The sequence below is a fragment of the Agromyces lapidis genome, from assembly GCF_009749405.1.
Classification (GTDB): Bacteria; Actinomycetota; Actinomycetes; order Actinomycetales; family Microbacteriaceae; genus Agromyces; species Agromyces lapidis.
In genome coordinates this window covers 83,552-106,885 of record NZ_WBIQ01000008.1, presented here as the reverse complement: position 1 = coordinate 106,885, position 23,334 = coordinate 83,552, and the positions used below count along the sequence as shown (strand labels likewise).

At 70.8% G+C, this 23,334-nt stretch carries 26 protein-coding genes; 11 read left to right on the top strand and 15 right to left on the bottom strand.

Translation table 11 applies throughout. The features are described from left to right. Window position 1 precedes the first annotated feature (1 nt). The 4 genes from GQQ93_RS13345 to GQQ93_RS13330 all read left to right on the top strand — a co-directional run bounded on the left by GQQ93_RS13345 (window position 2) and on the right by GQQ93_RS13330 (window position 3,069). Window positions 2-259 (top strand): exodeoxyribonuclease VII small subunit, encoded by a 258-nt coding sequence (locus tag GQQ93_RS13345; protein WP_157424726.1) that lies wholly within the window; start codon window positions 2-4, stop codon window positions 257-259. Beyond that, window positions 259-900, top strand: a complete 642-nt coding sequence (locus GQQ93_RS13340; protein WP_157424725.1) for a DUF4245 domain-containing protein — start codon at window positions 259-261, stop codon at window positions 898-900. The genes GQQ93_RS13345 and GQQ93_RS13340 overlap by 1 nt, the downstream gene beginning before the upstream one ends. A gap of 22 nt (window positions 901-922) precedes the next feature. Then, a complete protein-coding gene (locus GQQ93_RS13335; protein ID WP_170296200.1) occupies window positions 923-1,591 on the top strand; it encodes a carbonic anhydrase in 669 nt (222 codons plus the stop codon). Between the two features lie 62 nt (window positions 1,592-1,653). Continuing rightward, the gene (locus GQQ93_RS13330; RefSeq protein WP_157424724.1) at window positions 1,654-3,069 is read left to right on the top strand and encodes a class II fumarate hydratase; all 1,416 of its coding nucleotides are present in this window, start codon (window positions 1,654-1,656) and stop codon (window positions 3,067-3,069) included. Window positions 3,070-3,149: 80 nt separating this feature from the next. On the opposite strand, the gene GQQ93_RS13325 is transcribed toward GQQ93_RS13330, so the two are convergent. The 6 genes from GQQ93_RS13325 to GQQ93_RS13300 form a co-directional block, all read right to left on the bottom strand. Beyond that, on the bottom strand, window positions 3,150-3,788 hold the full coding sequence (locus GQQ93_RS13325; protein WP_212277340.1) for an HAD family hydrolase: 639 nt from the start codon (window positions 3,786-3,788) through the stop codon (window positions 3,150-3,152). Next, on the bottom strand, window positions 3,785-4,186 hold the full coding sequence (locus GQQ93_RS13320; RefSeq protein WP_157424722.1) for a nuclear transport factor 2 family protein: 402 nt from the start codon (window positions 4,184-4,186) through the stop codon (window positions 3,785-3,787). The genes GQQ93_RS13325 and GQQ93_RS13320 overlap by 4 nt, the downstream gene beginning before the upstream one ends. A gap of 79 nt (window positions 4,187-4,265) precedes the next feature. Beyond that, window positions 4,266-4,763 (bottom strand): hypothetical protein, encoded by a 498-nt coding sequence (locus GQQ93_RS13315; RefSeq protein ID WP_157424721.1) that lies wholly within the window; start codon window positions 4,761-4,763, stop codon window positions 4,266-4,268. 102 nt (window positions 4,764-4,865) lie between these two features. Beyond that, window positions 4,866-6,269: an RNA 5'-3' helicase PhoH2 gene (gene phoH2 / locus GQQ93_RS13310; RefSeq protein ID WP_157424931.1), complete on the bottom strand. Its 1,404-nt coding sequence runs from the start codon at window positions 6,267-6,269 to the stop codon at window positions 4,866-4,868. A 169-nt stretch (window positions 6,270-6,438) separates the two neighbouring features. Further along, window positions 6,439-7,557, bottom strand: coding sequence for an aminotransferase class V-fold PLP-dependent enzyme (locus GQQ93_RS13305; RefSeq protein ID WP_157424720.1), 1,119 nt, complete (start codon window positions 7,555-7,557; stop codon window positions 6,439-6,441). 78 nt (window positions 7,558-7,635) lie between these two features. Continuing rightward, a complete protein-coding gene (locus tag GQQ93_RS13300; RefSeq protein ID WP_157424719.1) occupies window positions 7,636-8,421 on the bottom strand; it encodes an isoprenyl transferase in 786 nt (261 codons plus the stop codon). A gap of 75 nt (window positions 8,422-8,496) precedes the next feature. Between GQQ93_RS13300 and trhA the strand changes: the two genes are divergently transcribed. After that, a complete protein-coding gene (gene trhA / locus GQQ93_RS13295; protein ID WP_157424718.1) occupies window positions 8,497-9,300 on the top strand; it encodes a PAQR family membrane homeostasis protein TrhA in 804 nt (267 codons plus the stop codon). Window positions 9,301-9,303: 3 nt separating this feature from the next. On the opposite strand, the gene GQQ93_RS13290 is transcribed toward trhA, so the two are convergent. Next, entirely contained in the window at window positions 9,304-9,633 is a 330-nt protein-coding gene (locus GQQ93_RS13290; RefSeq protein WP_212277339.1) for a hypothetical protein, read from the bottom strand. Window positions 9,634-9,719: 86 nt separating this feature from the next. Between GQQ93_RS13290 and GQQ93_RS13285 the strand changes: the two genes are divergently transcribed. Further along, entirely contained in the window at window positions 9,720-10,142 is a 423-nt protein-coding gene (locus GQQ93_RS13285; protein WP_170296199.1) for a DUF4307 domain-containing protein, read from the top strand. Window positions 10,143-10,237: 95 nt separating this feature from the next. Further along, window positions 10,238-10,729 carry a transcription elongation factor GreA gene (greA, locus tag GQQ93_RS13280; RefSeq protein ID WP_157424716.1) on the top strand — a complete coding sequence of 164 codons (492 nt, stop codon included), beginning with the start codon at window positions 10,238-10,240 and terminating at the stop codon, window positions 10,727-10,729. Window positions 10,730-10,880: 151 nt separating this feature from the next. Here the strand turns inward: greA and ilvA are convergent, their stop codons facing one another. Both ilvA and GQQ93_RS13270 read right to left on the bottom strand, forming a co-directional pair. Next, the gene (gene ilvA / locus GQQ93_RS13275; protein WP_157424715.1) at window positions 10,881-12,128 is read right to left on the bottom strand and encodes a threonine ammonia-lyase; all 1,248 of its coding nucleotides are present in this window, start codon (window positions 12,126-12,128) and stop codon (window positions 10,881-10,883) included. Continuing rightward, the gene (locus tag GQQ93_RS13270) at window positions 12,125-13,357 is read right to left on the bottom strand and encodes an AI-2E family transporter (RefSeq protein WP_157424714.1); all 1,233 of its coding nucleotides are present in this window, start codon (window positions 13,355-13,357) and stop codon (window positions 12,125-12,127) included. Before GQQ93_RS13270 ends, ilvA begins: the two co-directional genes overlap by 4 nt. A 41-nt stretch (window positions 13,358-13,398) precedes the next feature. Here GQQ93_RS13270 and GQQ93_RS13265 point away from each other — a divergent pair, with 41 nt between their 5' ends. Further along, complete coding sequence (locus GQQ93_RS13265) at window positions 13,399-14,676, top strand: winged helix-turn-helix domain-containing protein (RefSeq protein ID WP_343032748.1); 1,278 nt, start codon at window positions 13,399-13,401, stop codon at window positions 14,674-14,676. A 33-nt stretch (window positions 14,677-14,709) separates the two neighbouring features. On the opposite strand, the gene GQQ93_RS13260 is transcribed toward GQQ93_RS13265, so the two are convergent. Both GQQ93_RS13260 and GQQ93_RS13255 read right to left on the bottom strand, forming a co-directional pair. Next, on the bottom strand, window positions 14,710-15,585 hold the full coding sequence (locus GQQ93_RS13260) for a M48 family metalloprotease (protein WP_157424713.1): 876 nt from the start codon (window positions 15,583-15,585) through the stop codon (window positions 14,710-14,712). A gap of 9 nt (window positions 15,586-15,594) precedes the next feature. Further along, window positions 15,595-16,161: a LemA family protein gene (locus GQQ93_RS13255; RefSeq protein WP_157424712.1), complete on the bottom strand. Its 567-nt coding sequence runs from the start codon at window positions 16,159-16,161 to the stop codon at window positions 15,595-15,597. A gap of 149 nt (window positions 16,162-16,310) precedes the next feature. Here GQQ93_RS13255 and GQQ93_RS13250 point away from each other — a divergent pair, with 149 nt between their 5' ends. The 3 genes from GQQ93_RS13250 to GQQ93_RS13240 all read left to right on the top strand — a co-directional run bounded on the left by GQQ93_RS13250 (window position 16,311) and on the right by GQQ93_RS13240 (window position 18,770). Further along, the gene (locus GQQ93_RS13250; RefSeq protein ID WP_157424711.1) at window positions 16,311-17,102 is read left to right on the top strand and encodes an ABC transporter ATP-binding protein; all 792 of its coding nucleotides are present in this window, start codon (window positions 16,311-16,313) and stop codon (window positions 17,100-17,102) included. Continuing rightward, the gene (locus GQQ93_RS13245; protein ID WP_157424710.1) at window positions 17,099-17,833 is read left to right on the top strand and encodes an ABC transporter permease; all 735 of its coding nucleotides are present in this window, start codon (window positions 17,099-17,101) and stop codon (window positions 17,831-17,833) included. Before GQQ93_RS13250 ends, GQQ93_RS13245 begins: the two co-directional genes overlap by 4 nt. A gap of 85 nt (window positions 17,834-17,918) precedes the next feature. Continuing rightward, window positions 17,919-18,770, top strand: coding sequence for a S1 family peptidase (locus tag GQQ93_RS13240; RefSeq protein ID WP_157424709.1), 852 nt, complete (start codon window positions 17,919-17,921; stop codon window positions 18,768-18,770). 52 nt (window positions 18,771-18,822) lie between these two features. On the opposite strand, the gene GQQ93_RS13235 is transcribed toward GQQ93_RS13240, so the two are convergent. Genes GQQ93_RS13235 through GQQ93_RS13220 form a run of 4 tightly spaced genes read right to left on the bottom strand, consistent with a single transcriptional unit; the run spans window position 18,823 to window position 23,265 of the window. Then, the gene (locus tag GQQ93_RS13235; protein WP_157424708.1) at window positions 18,823-20,151 is read right to left on the bottom strand and encodes a D-arabinono-1,4-lactone oxidase; all 1,329 of its coding nucleotides are present in this window, start codon (window positions 20,149-20,151) and stop codon (window positions 18,823-18,825) included. After that, window positions 20,148-21,392: an alanine racemase gene (locus GQQ93_RS13230; protein WP_157424929.1), complete on the bottom strand. Its 1,245-nt coding sequence runs from the start codon at window positions 21,390-21,392 to the stop codon at window positions 20,148-20,150. Before GQQ93_RS13230 ends, GQQ93_RS13235 begins: the two co-directional genes overlap by 4 nt. A 5-nt stretch (window positions 21,393-21,397) precedes the next feature. Then, window positions 21,398-22,672 (bottom strand): MFS transporter, encoded by a 1,275-nt coding sequence (locus GQQ93_RS13225; RefSeq protein WP_157424707.1) that lies wholly within the window; start codon window positions 22,670-22,672, stop codon window positions 21,398-21,400. Next, a complete protein-coding gene (locus GQQ93_RS13220) occupies window positions 22,669-23,265 on the bottom strand; it encodes a TetR/AcrR family transcriptional regulator (protein ID WP_170296198.1) in 597 nt (198 codons plus the stop codon). Before GQQ93_RS13220 ends, GQQ93_RS13225 begins: the two co-directional genes overlap by 4 nt. Window positions 23,266-23,334 lie beyond the last annotated feature (69 nt).

The window sequence follows — 23,334 nt, the reverse complement described above, 5'->3', positions numbered from 1 at the left end:
AATGAGGGCCATGCCCTCCACCACCGAACTCGACGTCGCCGAGCTGAGCTACGAGCAGGCCCGCGACGAGCTCGTGCGCGTCGTCGGCGAACTCGAGCAGGGTTCCGCCACGCTCGAGCAGTCGCTCGCCCTGTGGGAGCGCGGCGAGGCCCTCGCGGCCCGCTGCGAGGAGTGGCTCATCGGTGCGAAGGCCCGTCTCGACGCGGCCCGTGCGGGCGCTGCGGCCGGCGATGCCCGGCGCGACGGCGGCGAAGCCTGATGGCCGAGCGCGCTCCGCGGGTCGTCGCCGAACTCGGCCGCCCCGAGACCCCCGAAGAGACCGCGGCCCGCAAGGCCGAGAACTCGCTCAAGCACCGTCAGCGGCAGACCACGAAGAACCTCGTGCTCGCCCTCGGCGCGAGCCTCGCACTCGTCGTCGTCATCGTCCTCCTCGTGCCGCGCAGCGACACCCCGCTCGAACGCGACGTCGATGTCGCCCAGGTCGCCGAGCAGGCGAAGATCGCGAGCGACGACCCGATCGCCGTGCCCGAGCTGCCCGAGGGCTGGCGCGCGAATGCCGCCGAGCTGCGCACGAGCCAGACCGACGGCGTCACCGCCTGGTACATCGGCTACCTGACCCCGAGCGACGAATACCTCGGCGTCTATCAGGGCTTCGACGCGAACCCGACCTGGGTCTCCGAGCTGCTCGCGCGCACGCTCGCGACCGGCACGACCACGATCGCCGGCGTCGAGTGGACGGTCTACGACAACCGCAAGACCGGCGACGACGTCGGCAACGCGCGCTACGCACTCACCACCGAGTCGGGCGGCAGCACCTTCGTGCTGCTCGGCACGGCCTCCCCCGACGAGTTCACCGCACTCGCGACGGCCATCGCCCCGACGGTCGACGCCCAGGACTGACCGCCCGACGACGAGGAGTCACGTGACCGAGCAGCCGAATCCGACCGCCGAACGGCCCGACAGCCCGGCTGCCACGTGGCGCGAACTCCGGCGCGGCAACGAGCGCTTCGTCGCCGGCACCCCCGAGCACCCCCGCCAGGACATCGACCGGCGCACCTCGCTCGCTCGCGCGCAGCGCCCCATGGTCGCCGTCTTCGGCTGCAGCGACTCGCGCCTCGCCGCCGAGATCATCTTCGACGTCGGCCTCGGCGACGCCTTCGTCGTGCGCAACGCCGGCCAGGTCGTCTCGCCGTCGGCGATCGGCTCGCTCGAGTACGCCGTCGGCATCCTGCACGTGCCCGTCATCGTCGTGCTCGCCCACGACGAGTGCGGTGCCGTGCGGGCGGCGATCGACTCGCAGGCGGCGGAGGCCCCGCCGCTGCCGTCGTTCATCGGAGGGCTCGTCGAGAAGATCGTGCCCGCCGTGCGCAAGGTCGCGGGCGCCGTCGCCGCGGGCGACCCGATCGACCCCTCGCACATCGACGCCGGCTTCGTCGGTCGCGAGCACCTGCGCAACACCGTGACCGAGCTCGTCGAGAGCTCGGAGATGATCAGCGACGCGATCGCAGCGGGTACGCTGGCTATCGTCGGCGCGAACTACCGATTGTTCGAGGGTCGCGTCGAGACCGACATCGTCCTCGGTCGCATCTGACGCCGCGCAGCGCGTCTCCCGCCGGCGGGGCCGGCATCGCAGCAACCGAAAGGGAACACACCGTGGTGGACAACGCCGCCGACTACCGCATCGAGCACGACACGATGGGCGAGGTGCGGGTTCCCGCCCGCGCTCTCTACCGCGCACAGACGCAGCGCGCCGTCGAGAACTTCCCCATCTCGGGGTCGGGTCTCGAACCGCAGCAGATCCAGGCGCTCGCGCGCATCAAGAAGGCCGCCGCGCAGGCCAACGCGCAGCTCGGCGTGCTCGACGCGGGCATCGCCCAGGCGATCGAGGCCGCTGCCGACGAGGTCATCTCGGGCGCACACGGCTTCACCGAGCACTTCCCGGTCGACGTGTACCAGACCGGCTCGGGCACGAGCTCGAACATGAACATGAACGAGGTGCTCGCGACCCTCGCGACCACCAAGCTCGGCAGCCCCGTGCACCCGAACGACCACGTCAACGCCTCGCAGTCGTCGAACGACGTGTTCCCGACCTCGGTGCACATCGCCGTCACCGCAGCGCTCATCGACGACCTGATCCCCGCGCTCGACCATCTCGCGGTCGCCCTCGAGGCGAAGGCCGAGCTGTGGGCCGGCGTCGTGAAGGCCGGCCGCACCCACCTGATGGACGCGACGCCCGTCACCCTCGGCCAGGAGTTCGGCGGCTACGCCCGCCAGGTTCGCCTCGGCATCGAGCGCGTGCGCACGGCGCTCCCCCGCGTCGCGGAGGTGCCGCTCGGCGGCACGGCCGTCGGCACCGGCATCAACACCCCGGCCGGCTTCCCGCAGCTGGTCATCGAGCTGCTGCAGCGCGAGACCGAGCTCCCCGTCACCGAGGCGGCCGACCACTTCGAGGCGCAGGCCAACCGCGACGGTCTCGTCGACGCCTCGGGCGCGCTGCGCACGATCGCCGTGAGCCTCACGAAGATCGCGAACGACATCCGCTGGATGGGCTCCGGCCCGAACACCGGCCTCGGCGAGCTCCACATCCCCGACCTGCAGCCGGGTTCGTCGATCATGCCGGGCAAGGTCAACCCCGTCGTGCCCGAGGCCGTGCTCATGGTGTGCGCGCGGGTCATCGGCAACGACGCGACCATCGCCTGGGGCGGCGCCTCGGGCGCGTTCGAGCTCAACGTGCAGATCCCCGTCATGGGCACCGCGCTCCTCGAGTCGATCCGCCTGCTCGCGAACTCGGTGCGCGTGCTCGCCGACAAGACGATCGACGGCCTCGAGGCCAACGTCGAGCGCGCGACGGCCCTCGCCGGCATGTCGCCCTCGATCGTGACCCCGCTCAACAAGCTCATCGGCTACGAGGCCGCGGCGAAGATCGCGAAGCACTCGGTCGCCAAGGGCATCACGGTGCGCGAGGCGGTCATCGACCTCGGCTACGTCGAGCGCGGCGACCTCACCGAAGAGCAGCTCGACAGCGCCCTCGACCTCCTGTCGATGACGCGTCCGCCGCAGGCGAAGTAGCACCACCTTCGAGGATGCCTCGTGCCACCGCGGTGGCACGAGGCATCCGTGGTCTCAGGCGCATCGCGGACGGCCCCCTCTCAGCGGGCGTCTTCGCCGACGAAGTCGAGGATCGCGGGGGACGCGGCCGCGAGGGTCGCGAAATGCCGGTGCCCGCCCGTGATCGGCGCCTCGGCGTTCACGCTCCACACCGTCATGCCGGCGGCGACGCCGGCCCCGACCCCTGACGGCGAGTCCTCGATGACGAGGCAGTCGACCGAGCGCGCATCGAGACGCATCGCAGCCAGCAGATACGGGTCGGCGGCGGGCTTGCCCCTCGCCGTCGAGGCGCTGTCGATGACGACCTCGGGCACGGGGAGGCCGAGCCGGGCGAAACGGCGCACGACCCTGCGCTCGGCGTTCGACGTCACGACGGCCCAGCGCTCTCGCGGCAGCGCGGCGAGCAGCTCTGCGGCACCCGGGATGCCGCGAAGCTCACCGTGTTCGGCGTCGGCGTCTTCGAGCGCGTCGAACTCGGCGATGCTCGCTGCGACCTCGTGCGCGGGGAGGAACTCGGCGGCCGTGTCGAGCGGTCGGGTCCGCAGGGCGACCTCGTAGACGCGATCGGGGTCGAGCCTGCGCTGCTCGGCCCACCGCCTCCAGATCCGTCGCTGCCCGTCGATCGCGTCGAGCAAAGTGCCGTCGACGTCGAACAGCACCGCGCGGCGCCGCACGCTCACTCGGCCTCGGCCATCGTCTCGACCCATGGGCGCCGCCACTCGGGCGCCGCGTCGCCGCCGCGAGTCGTCCAGTACTCACGGCCCTCGATGATGAGCCCCCCGCGCACGGTCCAGAACGATGCGGCGCGGAAGACGCCGACGCCCTCGTGAGGCACCTCGACCTCGGAGACCACGCGATCGCCCTCGGCGACGATCGACACGATGCGGATCGACCACCCCTCGGGATACTCGGCGTTGACCGAGACGAAGTTCTCGGCGCCGACGATGCGCTCGAGCGAGGCGTACCAGTCGACCACGAGCTCGTCGGCGAGCAGCGCGCGAACACCCGGCCAGTCGCGGGCCTGCATCCTCGTCCAGAGGAGCTCGATCACGCGGGCGGGGGTCGGGTCGCTGAGCATGCCACCATCCTGTCGGGCCCCGCCGACATCGCCGCCCACGCTCAGCCGCGACGAACGATGCGCCGTCGCGCCACCCCATTCAGGCGGTCGCTGTGCGGTGACGTACGAGCGCCACGAGCGACGCGCCCGCCGCGACCACGAGCAGGGCGGTCCCGACTCCGGCGAACACGCCGAGAACGGTGCCGTGGGACCCGGAGAGCGGCGCGTATCCACCGTCCTCGGCGATGAAGTAGTAGGTGAACCCGAGCGGGAACGCGGCGACGAGCGCGCTGAGCGCGATGAATCCGACGAGCCCCGTGATGATCGCCACCGAACGGGCGACGCCGGCCGATCGGCCGAGCGCCCGAACGGCGACGACCGTGAGCGCGATCGCGCCGGAGACCCAGATGAGCACGAACAGCGAGCCGCCCAGGATCTCGGCCAGCCCGTCGGAGTAGAGACGCCCGAGGTCGGTGGTGACCGTCTCGGCGGGCTCGACGAGGTAGATCGTGACGAGCCCTGTCACCAGGATCACGCCGACGATCACGGCGAGCAGCAGGGCGAGTGGCGAACGGGGCTGGCGCGAGGCATCCGGCATGCCTCACCGTACCAACTCGCTCGGGAGGAGCCTGCGCGATCGGGAGGACCCGCCCGCCGAGACCCTCCTCCAGAAGTGCGACGTCCTGCCGACGCCAGCCTCCTACGTCAGCTCGGCCCCGTCGAGCACCTCGGCGACGAGCGCCGCGATCGCCGAGCGCTCGCTGCGCGTCAGCGTGATGTGGGCGAAGAGGGGATGTCCCTTCAGCGTCTCGATCACGCTCGCGATGCCGTCGTGCCGGCCGACCCGCAGGTTGTCGCGCTGGGCGACGTCGTGGGTGAGCACCACCCGCGAGTTCTGGCCGATGCGGCTGAGCACCGTGAGCAGCACGTTGCGTTCGAGCGACTGGGCCTCGTCGACGATCACGAAGGCGTCGTGCAGGGAGCGCCCGCGGATGTGCGTCAGCGGCAGCACCTCGAGGATGCCGCGGTCGACGACCTCCTCGAGCACGTTGTCCGAGACGACCGATCCGAGGGTGTCGAACACCGCCTGGCCCCAGGGGTTCATCTTCTCGCCCTGGTCGCCGGGCAGGTAGCCGAGCTCCTGCCCGCCGACGGCGTACAGCGGGCGGAACACCATGATCTTCTTGTGCTGCTGGCGCTCGAGCACCATCTCGAGCCCGGCGCACAGCGCGAGCGCCGACTTGCCGGTTCCCGCCCGGCCGCCGAGCGAGAGGATGCCGATCTCGGGGTCGAGCAGGAGGTCGATCGCGAGCCGCTGCTCAGCCGAGCGGCCATGCACGCCGAAGACGTCGCGGTCGCCGCGCACGAGCTTCACCTCGCGTTCGGCGACGACCCTGCCGAGTGCCGAACCGCGGTCGGAGTGGATGACGAGGCCCGTGTTGACGGGCATCCCGTCGACCTCCTTCGTCGTCATCTGCTCGTGCTCGTAGAGCGACGCCATGTCGTTCGACCCGAGCGAGAGCTCGGCCATGCCGGTCCAGCCCGAGTCGAGCGCGAGCTCGTGCCGGTATTCCTGCGCATCGAGCCCGATCGAGGCGGCCTTGACCCGCAGCGGCAGGTCCTTCGAGACCACTGTGACGGGGATGCCGTCCTGCTGCAGGTTGGCGGCGCACGCGAGGATTCGGGAGTCGTTGTCGCCGAGCTGGAGCCCGCTCGGCAGCACCTTGGGACTCGAGTGGTTGAGCTCGACCCTGAGCGACCCGCCGTCGCCGACGGGGATCGGGAAGTCGAGCCGTTCGTGCGCGATGCGCAGCTCGTCGAGGATCCGCAGCGACTGCCGCGCGAAGTACCCGATCTCGGGGTCGTTGCGCTTCGCCTCGAGCTCGGTGATGACCACCACGGGCAGCACCACCGCGTGCTCGGCGAAGTTGAAGAGTGCGCGCGGATCGCTCAACAGCACCGAGGTGTCGAGCACATACGTGCGCTCGGCCTGCGCGACGCCGTCGCGCGTGCTCGCCGCGGCGCGCTCAGCTGCGCGCGCCCCAGAACGACCGACCGACTCAGGAGTAACCGATGACGCCACAACCGCTCCCGCCCCGAGCATTCCTGCCCGGTTCACGCGCCGGCCGGCGATCCCTCCGTAGTCGGTTTCGAGGCCGACTCGAACGGGCGATCTGCCCGTTGAGCCGAACCTACGTCCGTCGCGCGAGAACCGCGGAAGCGACACGCGGGTCGACACACGCCGTTCACCTCCGGCGTGCGGCGGTCGCGTCTCAGTAGTTCGCCGCGGTCGAGTACGAGATGAAGGCGGCGCGCAGCATCTCGAAGGTCTCGTCGGAGGTCGCGGAGTGGATCGAGAGGCGCACCTGCCCGAGGCGGGTCGTCGCCGTGACGCCGTGATTGTGCAGCGAGGCGGTGAGCAGAGTCACCTGCTCGGCCGGCGGCTCGAGCACGACCATGCCGGCGCGTTCCTGCTCGTCGCGCGACGAGACGACGGGGACCGCGTACTCGTCGGCGAGCTCGATCGCGCGGCTCACCCGCTCGGCCATGGCGGCGTTGATCGCGGGCACCCCCGTCTCGGCGATCTCCTCGAGGGCGGCCGCGAGTCGCGCCTGCGCGAGCGGGTCGGGATTGGCGATGCGGTAGGCACGGGCGTCGGGCGCGGGCGGCGGCACGTGCCCCCAGGGCTCGGCCTCCTCGGTCGCGCTGAACCCCGAGAACACGGGGGTCAGCCGCTCGAGCGCGCGGTCCGAGAGCATGAGCAGGCCCGTGCCCCAACCGGCGCGGCACCACTTCTGCCCGCCGGTGACGACGACGTCGGCGACCTCCCACGGGGCGTCCACGACGCCGAAGCCCTGGATCGCGTCGACGATCAGCAGGCGGTCGCCGATGACCTGGCGAATGCCCTCGATGTCGCAGAGGTAGCCGGTGCGCGAGTCGACGAGGCTCACGGCGACGGCCGCGACGTTCTGCTCGAGCTGCTCGCGGATCTGACCGGGCGTGACCTTGCCGTGGTCGGTCTCGAGCCACACGGGCTGCACCGTGTGCAGCGCCTCCTGCGCGCGCACGGCGCCGATCGGCAGGCTCGGGAACTCCTCGGCCGAGAGCAGCACTCCCCCGGTGAGTCCGAACATCGCGTGCATGATGCCGGTGGTGGTGTTCGGCTCGAAGACGATCTGCTCGGGAGTGAAACCGGTGACCTCGGCGGCGGCGGCGCGCACCCGCCCGTCCTGCTCGCCGAAGGCGTCCATGCTGCCGTGGCGGGCTCGCTGCAGCACCTGCGTGAACGCGAGCACCTCTTCGGCGGCAGCGGTCGACAGCGGCCCCACCCGGCCGTAGTCGAGGTAGCCGGGTTCTTCCGTGAATCCGGCGTTGAAATCGTCGATGGTCACCTGGTGTGCCCCCTTCTCCGTCGAACATCCTTGCAGAACGAGGGGATGCCTCGCAGCCCGGCCGCCCGAAGGCGCAGGTCACCCGCCGAAACGGCGGTGGCGCTTGGAGTAGTCGCGGAGCGCACGGAGGAAGTCGACCTTGCGGAGGTCGGGGCCGAGGGCCTCGACGAAGTAGAACTCGCTGTGCGCCGACTGCCACAGCATGAAGTCGCTGAGACGCTGCTCGCCCGAGGTACGGATGACGAGGTCGGGGTCGGGCTGGCCTCCGGTGTAGAGGTGCTCGCCGATGAGGTCGGGCGTGAGCCGCTCGGCCAGGTCCTCGAGGCTGCGCCCCTCGGCGTGGTGCGCAGCGACGATCGAGCGCATCGCGTCGGTGATCTCCTTGCGGCCGCCGTAGCCGACCGCGAGGTTGACGTGGAGACCGTGCTTGTCGGCGGTGCGGTGCTCGGCCGCGTCGAGCGCGGCGACGAGCGGCTCGGGCAGTCCCGCGTCGGAGCCGACGTGCTGCACCCGCCAGTCGCGGTAGTGGCTGAGCTCCTCGGCGAGCTCGGCGATGATCTCGATGAGGTCGGCGAGCTCGTCGCTCGGACGGTTGCCGAGGTTGTCGCTCGAGAGCAGGTAGAGCGTGACGGTCGAGATGCCGGCGTCGTCGCACCACTCGAGGAACTCGCGCATCTTCGCGGCACCGGCGCGGTGCCCGTGAGCGGCCGTCTCGAAGCCGAGCTGCTTCGCCCAGCGGCGGTTGCCGTCGATGATCATCGCGACGTGGCGCGGGAGGGTCGCGGGGTCGAGTCCGCGTCGGAGCCGGTTCTGGTAGAGCCGGTAGAGGATCCCGCGACCGAGGGGCTGATCGCTCGTCTGCACGGCACTACGCTACCCCTTCGCCGGTGCCGCCGAACTCACAGCGGACCGTGATCGGCGAGGCCCTACGCTGTGAGCATGACCCCCGAGCGCCCCCGCGAACCCGCCGACCTCGTCGAAGGGTTGACGCGCCCGGTCGCTCCCGACGACCAGGCCGACTCCGCGGTCGCGCGCGACGAGCACGGCCCCGACCTGCCGAACATCCCGCTGCTCGACGACTCGCTGAACCACACCGACGAGGTCAAGCCGACCTGGCGCGGCTGGATCCACGCCGCCACCTTCCCGGTGACGATCATCGCCGGCATCGTGCTCATCGTGCTCGCCGAGGGCGCCCCGGCGAAATGGGCCTCCGCGGTGTTCGTGCTCACCTCGATGCTGCTGTTCGGCAACTCGGCCCTCTACCACCGCTTCAACTGGAAGCCGAAGACGAAGGTCGTGCTGAAGCGCATCGACCACGCCAACATCTTCCTGCTGATCGCCGGCACCTACACCCCGCTCGCGATCCTCGCGCTGCCGCCCGAGAAGGGCTGGCTCCTGCTCTCGATCGTCTGGGGCGGGGCGCTCGTCGGCATCGGGTTCCGCGTGTTCTGGATCTCGGCACCCCGCTGGCTGTACGTTCCGCTCTACCTGCTGCTCGGCTGGGCCGCGGTCATGTACCTCGGCGACCTGCTCGCGGCGAACGTCGCGATGATGGTGCTCGTCATCGTCGGCGGACTGCTCTACACGGTCGGCGCGATCGTCTACGGCTTCAAGAAGCCGAACCCCTGGCCCGGCGTCTTCGGGTTCCACGAGATCTTCCACACCTGCACCGTGCTGGCGTTCATCTGCCACTGGACCGCGACGCTGCTGATCGCCATGGCGCCGGCGTACCACGCCGGCTGACGCTCAGCTCCGGTTCGGGGCGTCGTCGTCGCGCGGCTCGTCCGCCGAGGCATCCGTCGACTGCGCGTCGGCGTCGCCGAAGTCGGCTTCGTCGACGGCGGCCGCCTCGGCCGCGGCCTCCGCCTCGAGCTCGGCACGCACCTGCGCCCGGTAGTTGGTGCGACGGATGCGGCGCACCATGTCGAGGATGAGCAGGAGCACCACGACCATGATGAGGAAGGTCACGACGAAGCCCCAGACCCCGGGCGTCACCGTGTTCGGGTCGAACTCGTCCTTCTCGGCGACGATGGTGCTCGCCGGGAGCAGCAGAGAACGGACGGAGTCGACGAGCATCGGGGGCCTTTCAAGGACGGACACGGGCTTCAGGGGGCGGCGTTAGGCTTGATGCAGCCTACTCGATCCATCTCGAAGGAGCCCGGGTGCCCACCCAGACCGACGCACCCGCGAGTGCGCAGCTCGACGACCGATACGGGCGCACCCGCCGCCACCGCTCCCGCGACCGATTCCTCCTCATCGGCGGCGCGATCGCCTTCGCCGTGGTGCTCGTCGCGTGGGTCGTCTGGGCCGGCCTCGACGGCCAGAAGCCGCAGGTCGAGGTGACCGACACCGGGCATCGCCTCATGAACGAGGAGCGCGCCGTCGAGGTGAGCTGGAACCTCTCGGTGCCGCCCGGCAACGAGACCGCCTGCATCGTGCAGGCGCTGAACGAGGACTTCACCGTGGTGGGCTGGAAGGTGATCGAGGTTCCGGCCTCCGACCAGCACATCCGCAGCCTCACCGAGACCGTGCGCACCGCGCAGGAGGCGAACACGGGTTTGATTTACCGCTGCTGGCTCACCTAACATGGGGCATTCGCCCTGAACGTGGTTCGGGGCGACACGTCTATCCGGGCGTGCCCATCCCCTATAGGGGCAGTCCCTACACAGGAGTGTGCATCATGGCGCAGGACGCCACCGTCACCTGGCTCACCCAGGAGGCCTACGACCGCCTCGCGGCGGAACTCGAACAGCTCTCGACCGCCGGCCGCGAGGAGATCGCGAAGCGCATCGAGGCGGCACGCGAAGAGGGCGACCTCAAGGAGAACGGCGGCTACCACGCCGCGAAGGACGAGCAGGGCAAGATCGAGGCCCGCATCCGACAGCTCAAGGAGCTGCTGAAGACCGCCGAGGTCGGCGACGCACCCGCGTCGAAGGGCATCGTCGAGTCCGGCACCGTCATCACGGCGATCATCGCCGGTGACGAAGAGACCTTCCTCATCGGCAGCCGCGAGATCGCCGGCGACTCCGAGCTCGACGTGTGGAGCGAGCAGTCGCCGCTCGGCGCCGCGATCCTCGGCCTCGCGGTCGGCGCGAAGACGAGCTACACCGCGCCGAACGGCCGCGAGATCGCCGTCGAGATCACCGCCGTCGACACCTGGGGCGGCCAGTAGGGCCCACCCCACGAGAACGAAGCGAAGAGCGGATGCCACGTGGCATCCGCTCTTTCGCGTTGCGAACCGGTTTCAGGAAGAAGCGCGCTGTTCAGGACGGTTTGCCGGGAATCGTCCTGAATAGCGCGCGTTCTCCTGAAACGGTGCCCGCTCAGTCGTCGAGCACGACGGGCGAGTAGCCCGCCCGGCGGAGCGCCTCGACGACTTCGGTGCGGTGCGCGGGGCCGCGCGTCTCGACCGAGATGTCGATCTCGACCTCGGAGATCTGCATGCCGCGCCCGTGGCGGGTGTGCATCACCTCGACGACGTTCGCGTGCGTGCCGGCGACGAGCTCGGCGACGCGCACGAGCTGGCCCGGGCGATCGGGCAGGCCGATCCGCACCGTGAGGTAGCGGCCGGACGCGGCGAGTCCGTGCGCGATGACGCGCTGCACGAGCAGCGGGTCGATGTTGCCGCCCGAGAGCACGGCGACCGCCGGCCCGTCGTTCGGCACGGCGCCGGTCATGATCGCGGCGACCGCGACGGCGCCGGCCGGTTCGACGACGAGCTTCGCCCGCTCGAGCAGCACGAGCAGGGCGCGCGCGATGTCGTCTTCTCCGACGGTGACGATCTCGTCGATCGTGTCGCGGATGATCTCGAAGTTGAGGGCGCCGGGGCGGTACACGGCGATGCCGTCGGCGATCGTCGGCACGACGGGCACCTGCTGCGGTGACCCGGCCGCGAGTGAGGCGACGTAGGGCGCCGCGTTCGCGGCCTGCACGCCGATCACGCGGATCGTGCGCCCCTCGGCCGCGGCCTGCTGCTTCACGGCGCTCGCAATGCCCGCGGCGAGCCCGCCGCCGCCGATCGGCACGACGATGGTCGTGGCGTCGGGCGCCTGCTCGAGGATCTCGAGGCCGAGCGTTCCCTGTCCGGCGACGACGTCGTGGTGGTCGAACGGCGGGATGATGACCGCCCCCGTCTCATCCGCGAAGGCCGCCGCGGCGTCGAGCGTCTCGCCGATCGAGGCGCCGGCGAGCACGACGTCGGCGCCGTACGCGCGCGTCGCCTCGAGCTTCGGCAGGGCGACGCCGACCGGCATGAAGATCGTCGCGCGGATACCGAGCTCGCGGGCCGCGTAGGCGACGCCCTGGGCGTGGTTTCCCGCCGACGCGGCGACGACGCCGCGCGCCCGCTCGTCGTCGGAGAGCGACGAGAGCCGGTTGTAGGCGCCCCGAAGCTTGTACGAGCCGGTGCGCTGCAGGTTCTCGCACTTGAGGCGCACGGGGGCGCCGAACAGCCGCTCGAGGTACCGCGAGGACTCCATCGGGGTCTGCCGTGCGACGCGCGCGACGACCTCGCGAGCGGCTTCGAACTCGGCGAGGGTCGGCCCCGCGACGGTGGTGCTCAACTCGTTCATTCTCCTCGGAATCGGGGTCGCTGGGGCACGGTGCGCCAGAGCGGCGATCGCACCTCGTCGGTCGGCGGTGGCGCGTCGTCCTTCCACGCCCCGCCCGAGACGTAGAGGATCATGACGTTCACCACCGCGGCCACCGGCACCGCGAAGAGCGCGCCCGGGATGCCGGCGAGCAGCGACCCCGTCGCCACCGCGAGCACGACGCCGAGCGGGTGCACCTTCACCGCGGTGCCCATGATGAGCGGCTGCAGCACATGGCCCTCGACCTGCTGCACGAGCAGCACGACGCCGAGCATGATGAGCGCGATGACCCATCCGTTGTAGACGAGCGCGACGAACACGGCGAGCGCACCCGTGACGACCGCGCCGACGATGGGGATGAACGAGCCGAGGAAGACGAGGATCGCGATCGGCACCGCGAGCGGCACACCGAGCAGCAGCGCGCCGAGACCGATGCCGATGGCGTCGATCGTGGCGACGAGAATCTGCACCTTGACGAAGTTCTGGAGCGTCGCCCAGCCCGCCCCGCCCGCACCGTCGACCGCGGCGCGCGCCCGTCGCGGGAAGATCGCGACGATCCAGTTCCAGATGCCGCGGCCGTCGATGAGCATGAACAGAGTCGCGAAGAGGGCGAGCAGCATGCCCGCGAGGAAGTGCCCGAGGCTCGAGCCGACCGAGAGCGCACCGCTCCAGATGATGCCCAGGTCCTGCTGCACGGCCGAGACCGCACGCTCGACGAGTGCGTCGAGCTGCGTCTCGGTGATGTGCAGCGGGCCTTCGAGGAGCCACTTGCCGAACTCCTCCCACGCGACGAGCGACTGGGCGGCGAGCTCATCGGCGCCGCGGGCGATCTGCCAGATGCCGAGGGTGAGGAGGCCGCCGACGACGGCGAGCGCCGAGAGCATCGCCGTCGCGACCGCGAGCCACTTGGGCCAGCGGTGGTGCTGCAGGAACCCCGAGAACGGGACGAGCAGGGCGCTCAGGAGCACGGCCACGAGGATCGGGATGACGATCAGGCGGAGCTGGATGATCAGGAAGATCACGACCGCGAGCACGCCGCCGATGAGCAGGAGACGCCATGACCACGCCCCGGCGAGCCGCATGCCGAACGGGATCGACTCGACCGGATCGCGCACGGGCGCGGCGGGCTTCGGCGACGGCTCGGTCGCTCGCCCGGCCCATCGTCGCGACCATCGGCCGCGCTTCCCCGCCCCACCAGTCGAGTCCGCCATTCGTCCAGTCTAGGCACCGCGTATGCAGGGTTCGGCATGTCGTGCGCGACGCGATCGTGAACGGCGTCGCCATGTCGGTCGTCGGCGGTAGCGTCGGATGCATCATGGTCGACGTCGTCAGTCCCGCTCTCGCCCGCCGCATCGCCCTCGCCGCGCAGGGTTTCGCCCGGCCGCACCCCGAGGCCGCGGGAACGCGCGCCCTCAACGGCGTCGTCGATCGGCTGGGACTCCTGCAGATCGACTCGGTCAACGTGTTCGAGCGCAGCCACTACCTGCCGGCGTTCAGCCGGGTCGGCCACTACGACCGGGGGCTGCTCGACCGCATCACCTCGGGCCGGCAGGGCCGCATGGTCGAGTACTGGGCGCACCAGGCCGCGTACATCCCGCGTGAGCTCTGGCCGTTGTTCGAGTTCCGCCGCGACGAGTACCGGCGTTCGGGCAGCGACTGGGGCGGCTGGGTCGCCGAGCAGCGCGATCTCGCGGTGTGGCTGCGCGCCGAGCTCGCCGCGAACGGCCCCATGCGTGCGAGCGAGATCGAGCACGACGCGAACGAGCGGCGCGGCCCCTGGTGGGGCTGGTCCGACGTGAAGCGCACGCTCGAGATGATGTTCCGCACCGGCGACGTGATCTGCGTCGACCGGGTGCGCTTCGAGCGGGTGTACGCGCTCCCCGAGCAGGCGCTGCCCGCCGAGCTGCTGGGCTCGGCCCCGCCCGAGGCCGACGCGGTGCGACAGCTGGTCGAGCGCGCCGCGGCGGCGCAGGGCATCGCGACCGAGGCCGACCTCGCCGACTACTGGCGCATGAAGCGAGCACCGGTGCGTCAGGCCGTGGCCGAGCTGGTCGACGCCCGCGTGCTGCTGCCGGTCGAGGTGCCGGGCCGGCAGACCGGCGCGCGCCCGACACCGGCATGGCTCCACCGCGACGCGCATCGGCCCCGCCGCATCGAGCAGGTCGCGCTGCTCTCGCCGTTCGACCCGGTCGTGTGGTTCCGGCCCCGCACCGAGCGGCTCTTCGACTTCCACTACCGCATCGAGATCTACACGCCCGAACCTGATCGCAAGTTCGGCTACTACTCGCTGCCCGTGCTCGTCGACGATCGGGTCGTCGCCCGTGTCGACCTCAAGAGCGACCGCAAGGCGCGCACGCTGCGAGTGCAGTCGGCCTGGGCCGAGCCCGGGGTGCCCGCCGAGACGGCGGCACGGCTCGTGCCGGTGCTGCGACGAGCGGCGGCCTGGCAGGGGCTCGACGAGGTGGTCGTGGCCGGCCGGGGCGATCTCTCCCCCGCCCTCGCGGGCGAACTGGCCGCGGCGGCCGCCTGACGCCCGCGCACGCGCACGCGCGATCGTCGCAGCCTAGAAGCTGCCGCCCATCTTCTCGAGGCGCTCGATGCGGTCGGCGATCGGCGGGTGCGTCGCGAAGAGGCGGTCCATGACGCCGGGCTTGAGCGGGTCGGCGATCCAGAGGTGGGCCATCGACGAGTTCTGCCGCTGCATCGGCCGTCCGTACGCGTCGAGCTTCGCGAGCGCGCGGGCGAGCGCGTCGGGGTGGCGGGTGGTCATCGCGCCCGTGGCATCCGCCAGGTACTCGCGCTGACGCGAGACCGCGAGCTGCACCATGCTCGCGACGAGCGGTGCGATGAGCATGGCGACGAGCCCGAAGACCATGACGACGGGGTTCGAGTTGTTGTTGCGCCCGCCGAAGAACGCCATCCGCACGAGCATGTCCGAGATGAAGCCGACGGCGACGACGAGCCCGAACACGATCATCGACAGGCGGATGTCGTAGTTGCGCACGTGGCCGAGCTCGTGCGCCATGACGCCCTCGAGTTCGGCGTCGTCCATGATCTCGAGCAGGCCGGTCGTCGCGGCGACGACGGCGTGCTCGGGGTCACGGCCGGTCGCGAAGGCGTTCGGGGCCGGATCGGAGATGACGTAGACGCGCGGCATCGGCGTGCCCGTGGTGATCGAGAGGTTCTCGACCGTGCGCCAGAGCCGCGGGTGCTCGGCCTTCGAGGTGATCTCGACCGCGCCCGACATCGACAGCGCCTGCCGGTCGGCCGTGAAGTACTGCACGAGCGCGTACCCGGTCGCCACGAGGAGCGTCACGATGACGATCGTGAGGTCGTTGTAGATGGTCGCTGCCAGCCAGCCGAGCCCGCCGATGATGGCGAGGAAGAACAGGATGATGAAGACGGTGTTGCGTTTGTTCTTCGCGATCGCGCGGTACAACGCCGGCCCTTAGAACTGGACGCGCGGCGGCTCGGCGATCGCCGCCGGCTCGGTGACCTCGAAGAAGTCGCGCTCGTGGAAGCCGAGGCCGCGCACGAACAGTGTGTTCGGGAACACCTTGATCTTCGTGTTGAGCTCGCGCACGCCGCCGTTGTAGAAGCGGCGCGACGCCTGGATCTTGTCTTCGGTGTCGACGAGCTCGGACTGCAACTGCAGGAAGTTCTGGCTGGCCTGCAGCTGCGGGTACGCCTCGGCGACGGCGAAGATCGACTTCAGCGCCTGCTGCATGTGGTTCTCGGCGGCACCGGCCTCGGCGGGGCCCTGCGCCTGCAGCGTCTCTGCGCGCGCCTGCGTCACGGATTCGAAGACGCTCTTCTCGTGCGCGGCGTAGCCCTTGACCGCCTCGATGAGGTTCGGGATCAGGTCGGCACGGCGCTTCAGCTGCACCGTGATGTCGCTCCACGCCTCGTCGACGCGCACGTTGAGCGTGACGAGCGAGTTGTAGGTCGCCCAGAGGTAGATGCCGATGACCAGCACGAGTGCGACGACGATGAGGACGGGGATGAGCCATTCCATGGCGCGGACTCCTAGGGGCATTCGGCTGCGTGTTCTCGGGGCTCTGCAATCCTACCGAGGCCGTCTCCGGGCGGCGGCCGTTCCCATGAGACTCGAAGGAACACGGGGCGTCTTGACAGGAGCTTCGGTGAGGGCGAAGTATTCGGCACATGACCAGCAACTCGAGTGCCCCGCTGCACGAGCCGTCGGCACCGGCGGCGATCATCGTGCAGGACCTCCACGTGCACCGCGGCGGCATGCCCGTGCTCGACGGCCTCTCCCTCGCAGTGCCGAGCGGCTTGATCGTGGGCCTGCTCGGGCCGAGCGGCAGCGGCAAGACGACGCTCATGCGGTCGATCGTGGGCGTGCAGCTCGTGAAGTCGGGCACGATCGAGGTGCTCGGCCGCCCCGCGGGCTCCGCGGAGCTCCGTCGGCGGGTCGGCTACGTCACCCAGCAGGCGAGCGTCTACGACGACCTCACCGTGCGCCAGAACCTCGTGTACTTCCGCCGCGTCCTCGGCGCGCCCGCCTCCGACGTCGCGCGTGTGATCGAACGCACCGACCTCGGCTCGGTCGAGCGCCGGCTCGTGGGCACGCTCTCGGGCGGGCAGCGCAGCCGGGTGTCGCTCGCCACCGCACTCCTCGGCTCCCCCGAGCTGCTCGTGCTCGACGAACCGACGGTCGGTCTCGACCCGGTGCTGCGCGTCGAGCTCTGGAACATGTTCCGCACCCTCGCCGCCGACGGCACCACGCTGCTCGTCTCGAGTCACGTCATGGACGAGGCCAAGCGCTGCGACCGGCTGCTGCTCATGCGCGACGGGGCGCTGCTCGCCGACGACACCGTGCACGGGGTGCTCGAGGTGACCGGCACCGACGACGTCGAGACGGCGTTCCTCCGGCTCATCGAGCGCGGCGAACCCGACCTGCGTCCGCGCGACGCCGACGAGGAGGCATCCCGATGACCTTCACCCGCACCTTCGCAACGGCGGGCCGGGTGCTCGGCCAGATCCGGCACGACCACCGCACCGTCGCGCTCCTGCTCGTGGTGCCGAGCCTGCTCATCGGCCTCGTCGCCTGGATCTTCGTCGACACCGACGTCTTCACCGACATCGGCCCGGCGATGATCGCCCTCTTCCCGTTCATCGTGATGTTCCTCGTCACGAGCATCTCGACCCTCAGGGAGCGCCGCAGCGGCACCCTCGAGCGGTTGCTCTCGATGCCGATGGGCAAGGGCGACCTCATCCTCGGCTACGCCCTCGCCTTCGGCCTGCTGGCGGTGTTCCAGACGGCGATCGCGGTCTCCTTCGCCGTCTGGGTGTGCGGCCTCGAGATCGAGGGCTCGATCTGGCTGCTGTTCGCGGTCGCCGTCGCCGACGCCCTGCTCGGCACCGCCCTCGGCCTGCTCGCGAGCGCGTTCGCGCGGACCGAGTTCCAGGTGGTGCAGTTCATGCCGTTGCTCGTGTTCCCGCAGATCCTGCTCGGCGGCATCTTCATCCCGCGCGAGCAGCTGCCCGCCGCCCTCGAGGCGATCAGCGAGTGGCTGCCGCTGAGCTTCGCGATCGACGCGCTGCAGGCGGTCGCCGCCGACAGCGAGTCGCCCGAGTGGATCGCGACGAAACTGCTCGTGATCGGTGCGTGGATCGTCGGATCCATCGTCCTCGGGTCGATCACGTTGCGCCGACGCACCCCCTGACGCAGCTTTCGCGCGTTCCTCTCGACATCGGCACCCGGCCGGGAGCATGATCGTCACACCGTTCACCCGACCGAAAGAGAGTTCGATGCGCAAGCCACTTCTCGCAGCCCTCGCCGTCGTCGCCACCGTCTGCGGCCTCGCCCTCGGCGCCGCACCGGCACAGGCCTCGACCGGCGGCTCGCCCGACCGCGAGCTCCACCCCGACGTGGGCCTCATCGCGTTCTACGACAGCACCGGCCGCTACCGCTGCAGCGCGACCCTCGTCTCACCGACGGTCGTCATCACTGCGGCGCACTGCACGCTCGGCACCCTGGGCAAGACGCTCGTCACCTTCGACACCTTCCTCGACGACGCCCCGCCGTCGTTCCTGCCGGTCGCCGCCGACCCTGCCGCGGGCTACACCTCGGCCGAGCTCGCCGCGGCGGGCTACGTCTCGGGCACCGCGTACACGCACCCCGAGTACTCCGACTTCACCGACACCCGCAACTGGAACGACGTCGGCGTGATCGTGCTCGACGAGCCGCTCGCCTCGCACGGCGACGGATACCCGCAGATCGCGGCGACCGGCACCCTCGACGAGATTCCGCAGCGCGCGCTCTCGAAGACGCTGTTCACCGCGGTCGGCTACGGCACCGAGGTGCGCCAGGAGGGCGACAACAAGAAGCCCGAGCCCGAGAGCTACCCGATCCTGCGGCGCTACGTCGACATGCCCGGGCAGAAGCTCACCCCGCAGATCCTGCAGACCAACGGCAACGAGAACGACCCGTGGGGCACCGGAGGCACGTGCTTCGGCGACTCGGGCGGCCCCGTGTTCCTGGACCGCGAACTGGTCGCGGTGACGAGCTACGGCTACACCTCGAACTGCCGGTACCTCGGCGGCTACCAGCGCGTCGAGATCCCGGTCGTCGACGAATGGCTCGCCGAGTTCGGCCTCTGATCGTGTGAGATCGACGAACGGCGGATGCCTCGGGCCTCCGCCGTTCGTCGGTTCAGACTCGCGCGTGGACCCCGTCGAGCACGCGCTCGAGGTAGGGGTTCTGGAATCGCCGTTCGGGGTCGAGCTGCTCGCGCACGGCGAGGAAGTCGTCGAACCGCGGGTAGACGCCGCGCAGGGTCTCGGCCGTCTGGGTGTGCATCTTGCCCCAGTGCGGCCGGCCCTCGTACGCGCGCATGATGTCCTCGACCGCGGAGAAGTACTCGCGCTCGTCCTCGCGGAAGTAGCGGTGGACGGCGATGTACCCGGAGTCGCGACCGTGCGCGGTCGAGAGCCAGTTGTCGTCGGCCGCGGCGGCACGCACCTCGATCGGGAAGCTCACCCGCCACCCCTTGCGTTCGATGAGTTCGCGCACCTCGCGGAACGCGTCGGGCACGGCCTCGAGCGGCACCGCGTACTCCATCTCGCGGAACCGCACCGTGCGGTTCGTGACGAACACCTTCGGCGAGAAGTCGGCGAAGTCGCGGTCGCCCGTGAACTTGTCGACCTGCCGGGCGAAGAACGGGGTCGCCGCCGGCGCCGCCTTGCCGAGGGCGCAGATGCCGCGGTAGAGGCCGTTCGCGAGCAGCTCGTCGTCGACCCAGCGCGAGAAGGTGCCGAGCGGCTTGCGCGGGGCATCGCCCGGCAGGCGCGTGTTCGTCTTCGTGAGCGCCTGCGCGGTGTGCGGGAACCAGTAGAACTCGAAGTGGTCGGCGCCCTGCACGCGCGGCATCCACTCGGCGAGCACCTGATCGAGCGGCTCGGGCTCCTCGACGGCGTGCAGCACATAGCGCGGGACGAGCTGCAGGGTGAGTTCGACGATGACGCCGAGAGCGCCGAGGCCGAGACGGACGGCGGGCAGGAGCTCGGGCCGTTCGGTCTCGCTCACGGTGATGAGCTCGCCCGTACCCGTCACGAGCTTCGCCGCGACGATCTGGGTGGCGAGGCCGCCGAAGCCGAGCCCGGTGCCGTGGGTGCCGGTGGAGGTCGCGCCCGAGATCGTCTGCCGATCGATGTCGCCCATGTTCGGCAGTGCGAGGCCGTAGGGCGCGAGCAGCGCGGGCAGCTGGTGCAGGCGGGTCCCCGCGGCCAGCGTGACCCGGCCGGTCGCCGCGTCGGCGTCGATCACGCCCGAGAGCGCGGTGAGGTCGAGCTGCACGCCCGGTGCCACGGCGATGCCCGTGAAGCTGTGGCCCGAGCCGACCGGCTTGATGCGCAGGCCGCTCGCCGCCGCCGACTGCACGGCCCGCTGCACCGCCTCGGGCGAGGCGGGGCGCTCCACCCGGAGCGGCCGAGCCTGCTCGGTTCGGCCCCAGTTGCGCCACACGGCTCCGGTCGCGGTCACAGGAACGCCTTCCCTTCTCCCCGATACGTCGGGATCGTCTCCACGGTCTCGTCGCCGTCGACGACGGCGAACTCGTTCAGGTGCTCGGCGAGCTCGCCCGACTTGGTGTGGCGGAACCAGACCCGGTCGCCCACCCCGAGGCGGCGCGCCGCCCGGCCCGACACGGGCGTCTGCACCTCGCCGGCCATCTCGCGCGGCTCCATGACGAGCCCCTCGGGCCAGACGATGCGGGGCAGCCGATCGGGCGCGGGCGGGCCAGAGGCGACCCAGCCTCCGCCGAGGATCGTCGCGTGCGCCGCGCTCGGACGGCGCACCACGTCGAGGGCGAACGCCGCAGCGGGGGCGGGAGTGAAGTGCTCGTAGCCGTCGAACAGGTGGCCGCCGAACAGGCCGGATCCCGCAGCGATCTCGGTGATCGCCGGATCGGCCGAGGTGCGCTCGAGCGACCCTGTGCCGCCGCCGTTCACGAACTCGAGCTCGGCGTGCTCGCGCACGGCGGCGACCGCACGGGCGCGGCGCTCGAGGAGCTCGGGCATCGAACGCGACTGCATCCAGCGGTTGACGGCGCCGTCGACGGGCCGGCCGGCGGGCCGGTTCACGACCCCCGCGATCTGCGCCTCGTACGACATCATGCCGACGAGCGCGAAGCCGGGGCGGCGCACGATGTAGGCGGCGAGCGCGCCGGCGTCGGCGGGGGCGTGCACGGGAGAACGTCGCACGCCGAGGTGGCCGAGCACCGGGGCATCCCAAGAGGCGTCGAGTTCGAGGCAGACCCGGATCGTCTCGCGCCTGCCGGGCGGCAGCACCGCGTCGACGAGGTCGAGCTGGGCGGGCGAGTCGACCATGAGCGTGATGCGCGCCGCCGCGACCGGGTCGGTGGCCAGGCGGCGTAGGCTCGCCCGTTCGGCCGTCGGGTAGCCGACGACGATGTCGTCGACCGTGTCGGCGAGCCAGAGCGCCTCGGCGAGGGTGTACGCGAGCACGCCCTCGTACCCGGGCATGGCGAGCAGCGACTCGATGACGCTGCGCACCCGGATCGACTTCGACGCGACCCTGATCGGCGTGCCGTTCGCCCGTCGCAGCATGTCGAGCGCGTTGTGGCGCAGTGCGCCGAGGTGGAGGGCGCCGACGGGGGCGTCGAGGTGCGCGGTCGCACCGGTGAGGCGCGGCCAGTAATCGGCTGGCGTGCGCCAGCTCGCGGCGTCGGTCGTGGGACTGCCGGTCTTCCTCAGGTCGAGCATCGTCATCAGCGCACGCTCCGCACTCGGGCGACCGCGAACGCCCCCGCGGTCGACAGGGCCGCGCCGAGCAGGAACACGAGCATGAACGAACCCGAGACGACGACCGCGGCGGCGCCGATCATCGGGGCGACGGCCTGCGGCACGGCGGAGGCGATGTTCATGATGCCGAGGTCCTTGCCGCGCGAGGTGGCATCGGGAAGCACCTGGGTGGCGAGCGCCTGGTCGACCGAGAGGAAGCAGCCGTAGCCGAGGCCGAGGAGTCCGGCGCCGACCATCGCGACGGTCAGGTCGGGGAACAGGCCGAGCAGCAGCGCCGCGACGCCCTGCAGCGCCGAGGCGACGAACACGAACTGCTTGCGCCGACCGAGCCGGTCGGAGAGCTTGCCGCCGACGAGGGACGCGATGATCACGAACACCATGTAGATGAGCGTGAGCACGATGAGGTCGGCCTCGGCGTTCTCGTCGTTCAGCTGGAACATGAGGAAGTAGAGCAGCAGGCTCGTGCCGAGGGCGTTGCCGGTCGAGACGAGCACCCGGCTGAGCAGGGTCCAGCCGAAGTCGGGATGCTTCCTGGGGCTGATCCAGAAGCCCGAGATGATGCTCTTCAGCGTCATCGGGGTGCGCAGCGACGGCGCGAGCGGCTCGTCGTGCCGGGTGAGGAACGGCACCGCGAGCACCAGGAGGAGCACCGCGAGCAGGAGGTAGCCGAGCGAGGCGTCGGTCACGAGCTCGGTCACGAGGATGAGCCCGACGATGATGCCGACCGCCTGTGGCGCCGACATCCACCCCGACACGAATCCGCGCTGGTTCACCGGCACCTGGTCGGAGATCGTCGCGGTCAGCGCGGCGGTCATGATGCAGAAGCCGATGGATGCCACGACCCACGCGGTGCCGATCGCCCACATCTCGGTCTGGAGGCCGAGCGCCACGAGCGAGGCCGCGAACACCAGGCCGCCGATGAGGATCCACGGCCGGCGCCGGCCGAACCGCGAGCTCGTGCGGTCGGAGAGCGCGCCGGTCAGCGGGTAGGCGATGATCGTCGCGATCGCCGCGATCCCCGAGATGGTGCCGAACGCGACAACCGAGTCGACCCAGTGCTCGGGCTCGAGCTCGGCGTCGATCTGCGCCGGCAGCAGTAGCTGCACCGGGGTGAGCTGCGCCATCCAGATGCCGAACCAGACGGTCGCGAACGACGCGATCCATCCGGCGCCGATGCGGCGCGTGGGTTCGGCGAAAGCCGCGGGGGTGGTGGGGGCGCCGGGGGCGTCGGCACGCGTCATCGGGTGTCGGCCATTCTCGTGAGAGCGTCGGCGGCCGCGTGCGCGACCGCCCGGGCGGCGTCGTCGTCGCGGTCGACGAGCCAGGTGAGGGTGAGCCCGTCGGTGAAGGCGATGAGCACGCGGGCGACCCGTCGCACGGGGACCGTCCAACGAGCACCGGCGAGTTCGGCGCCGAGCTCGAGCGACTGCGCCGCCAGGGCGATGTACTTCTCGTACTGGGCGGCGGCGAGGGGCTGGCGTTCGGGCGATCGCAGCGCGTACTGGGTGAGCTCGAGCATCGCCTGCTCGTGCTCGGGATCGGCCTTGAGGTGCTCGAAGTAGCGGAGGATGCCCGCCTCGACGAGCTCGAACAGGGTGAGCCCCTCGACCTCCTCGGGCGTGACCGCCTGCTGCTCGCGGGCCACCACCGTCGAGATGAGCTCGTCGATGAGCTCGTCGCGCGACTCGAACGCGTAGTGGAAGCTCGCGAGGCTCATGCCGGCCTCGGCGACGATCGCGCGGGTCGTCGCCTGGGCGAGTCCCTTGCGGGAGACGACGATGAGCGCGGCGGCCACGAGCGCGGCTCGTCGCTCGGATGCGGGAATTCGGGCCACGTTGCTCCTCTCGACTGCGATGCCGACGAAGTGGGACAAACGTCCCAGTCGCATCAGTATGCACGAAAA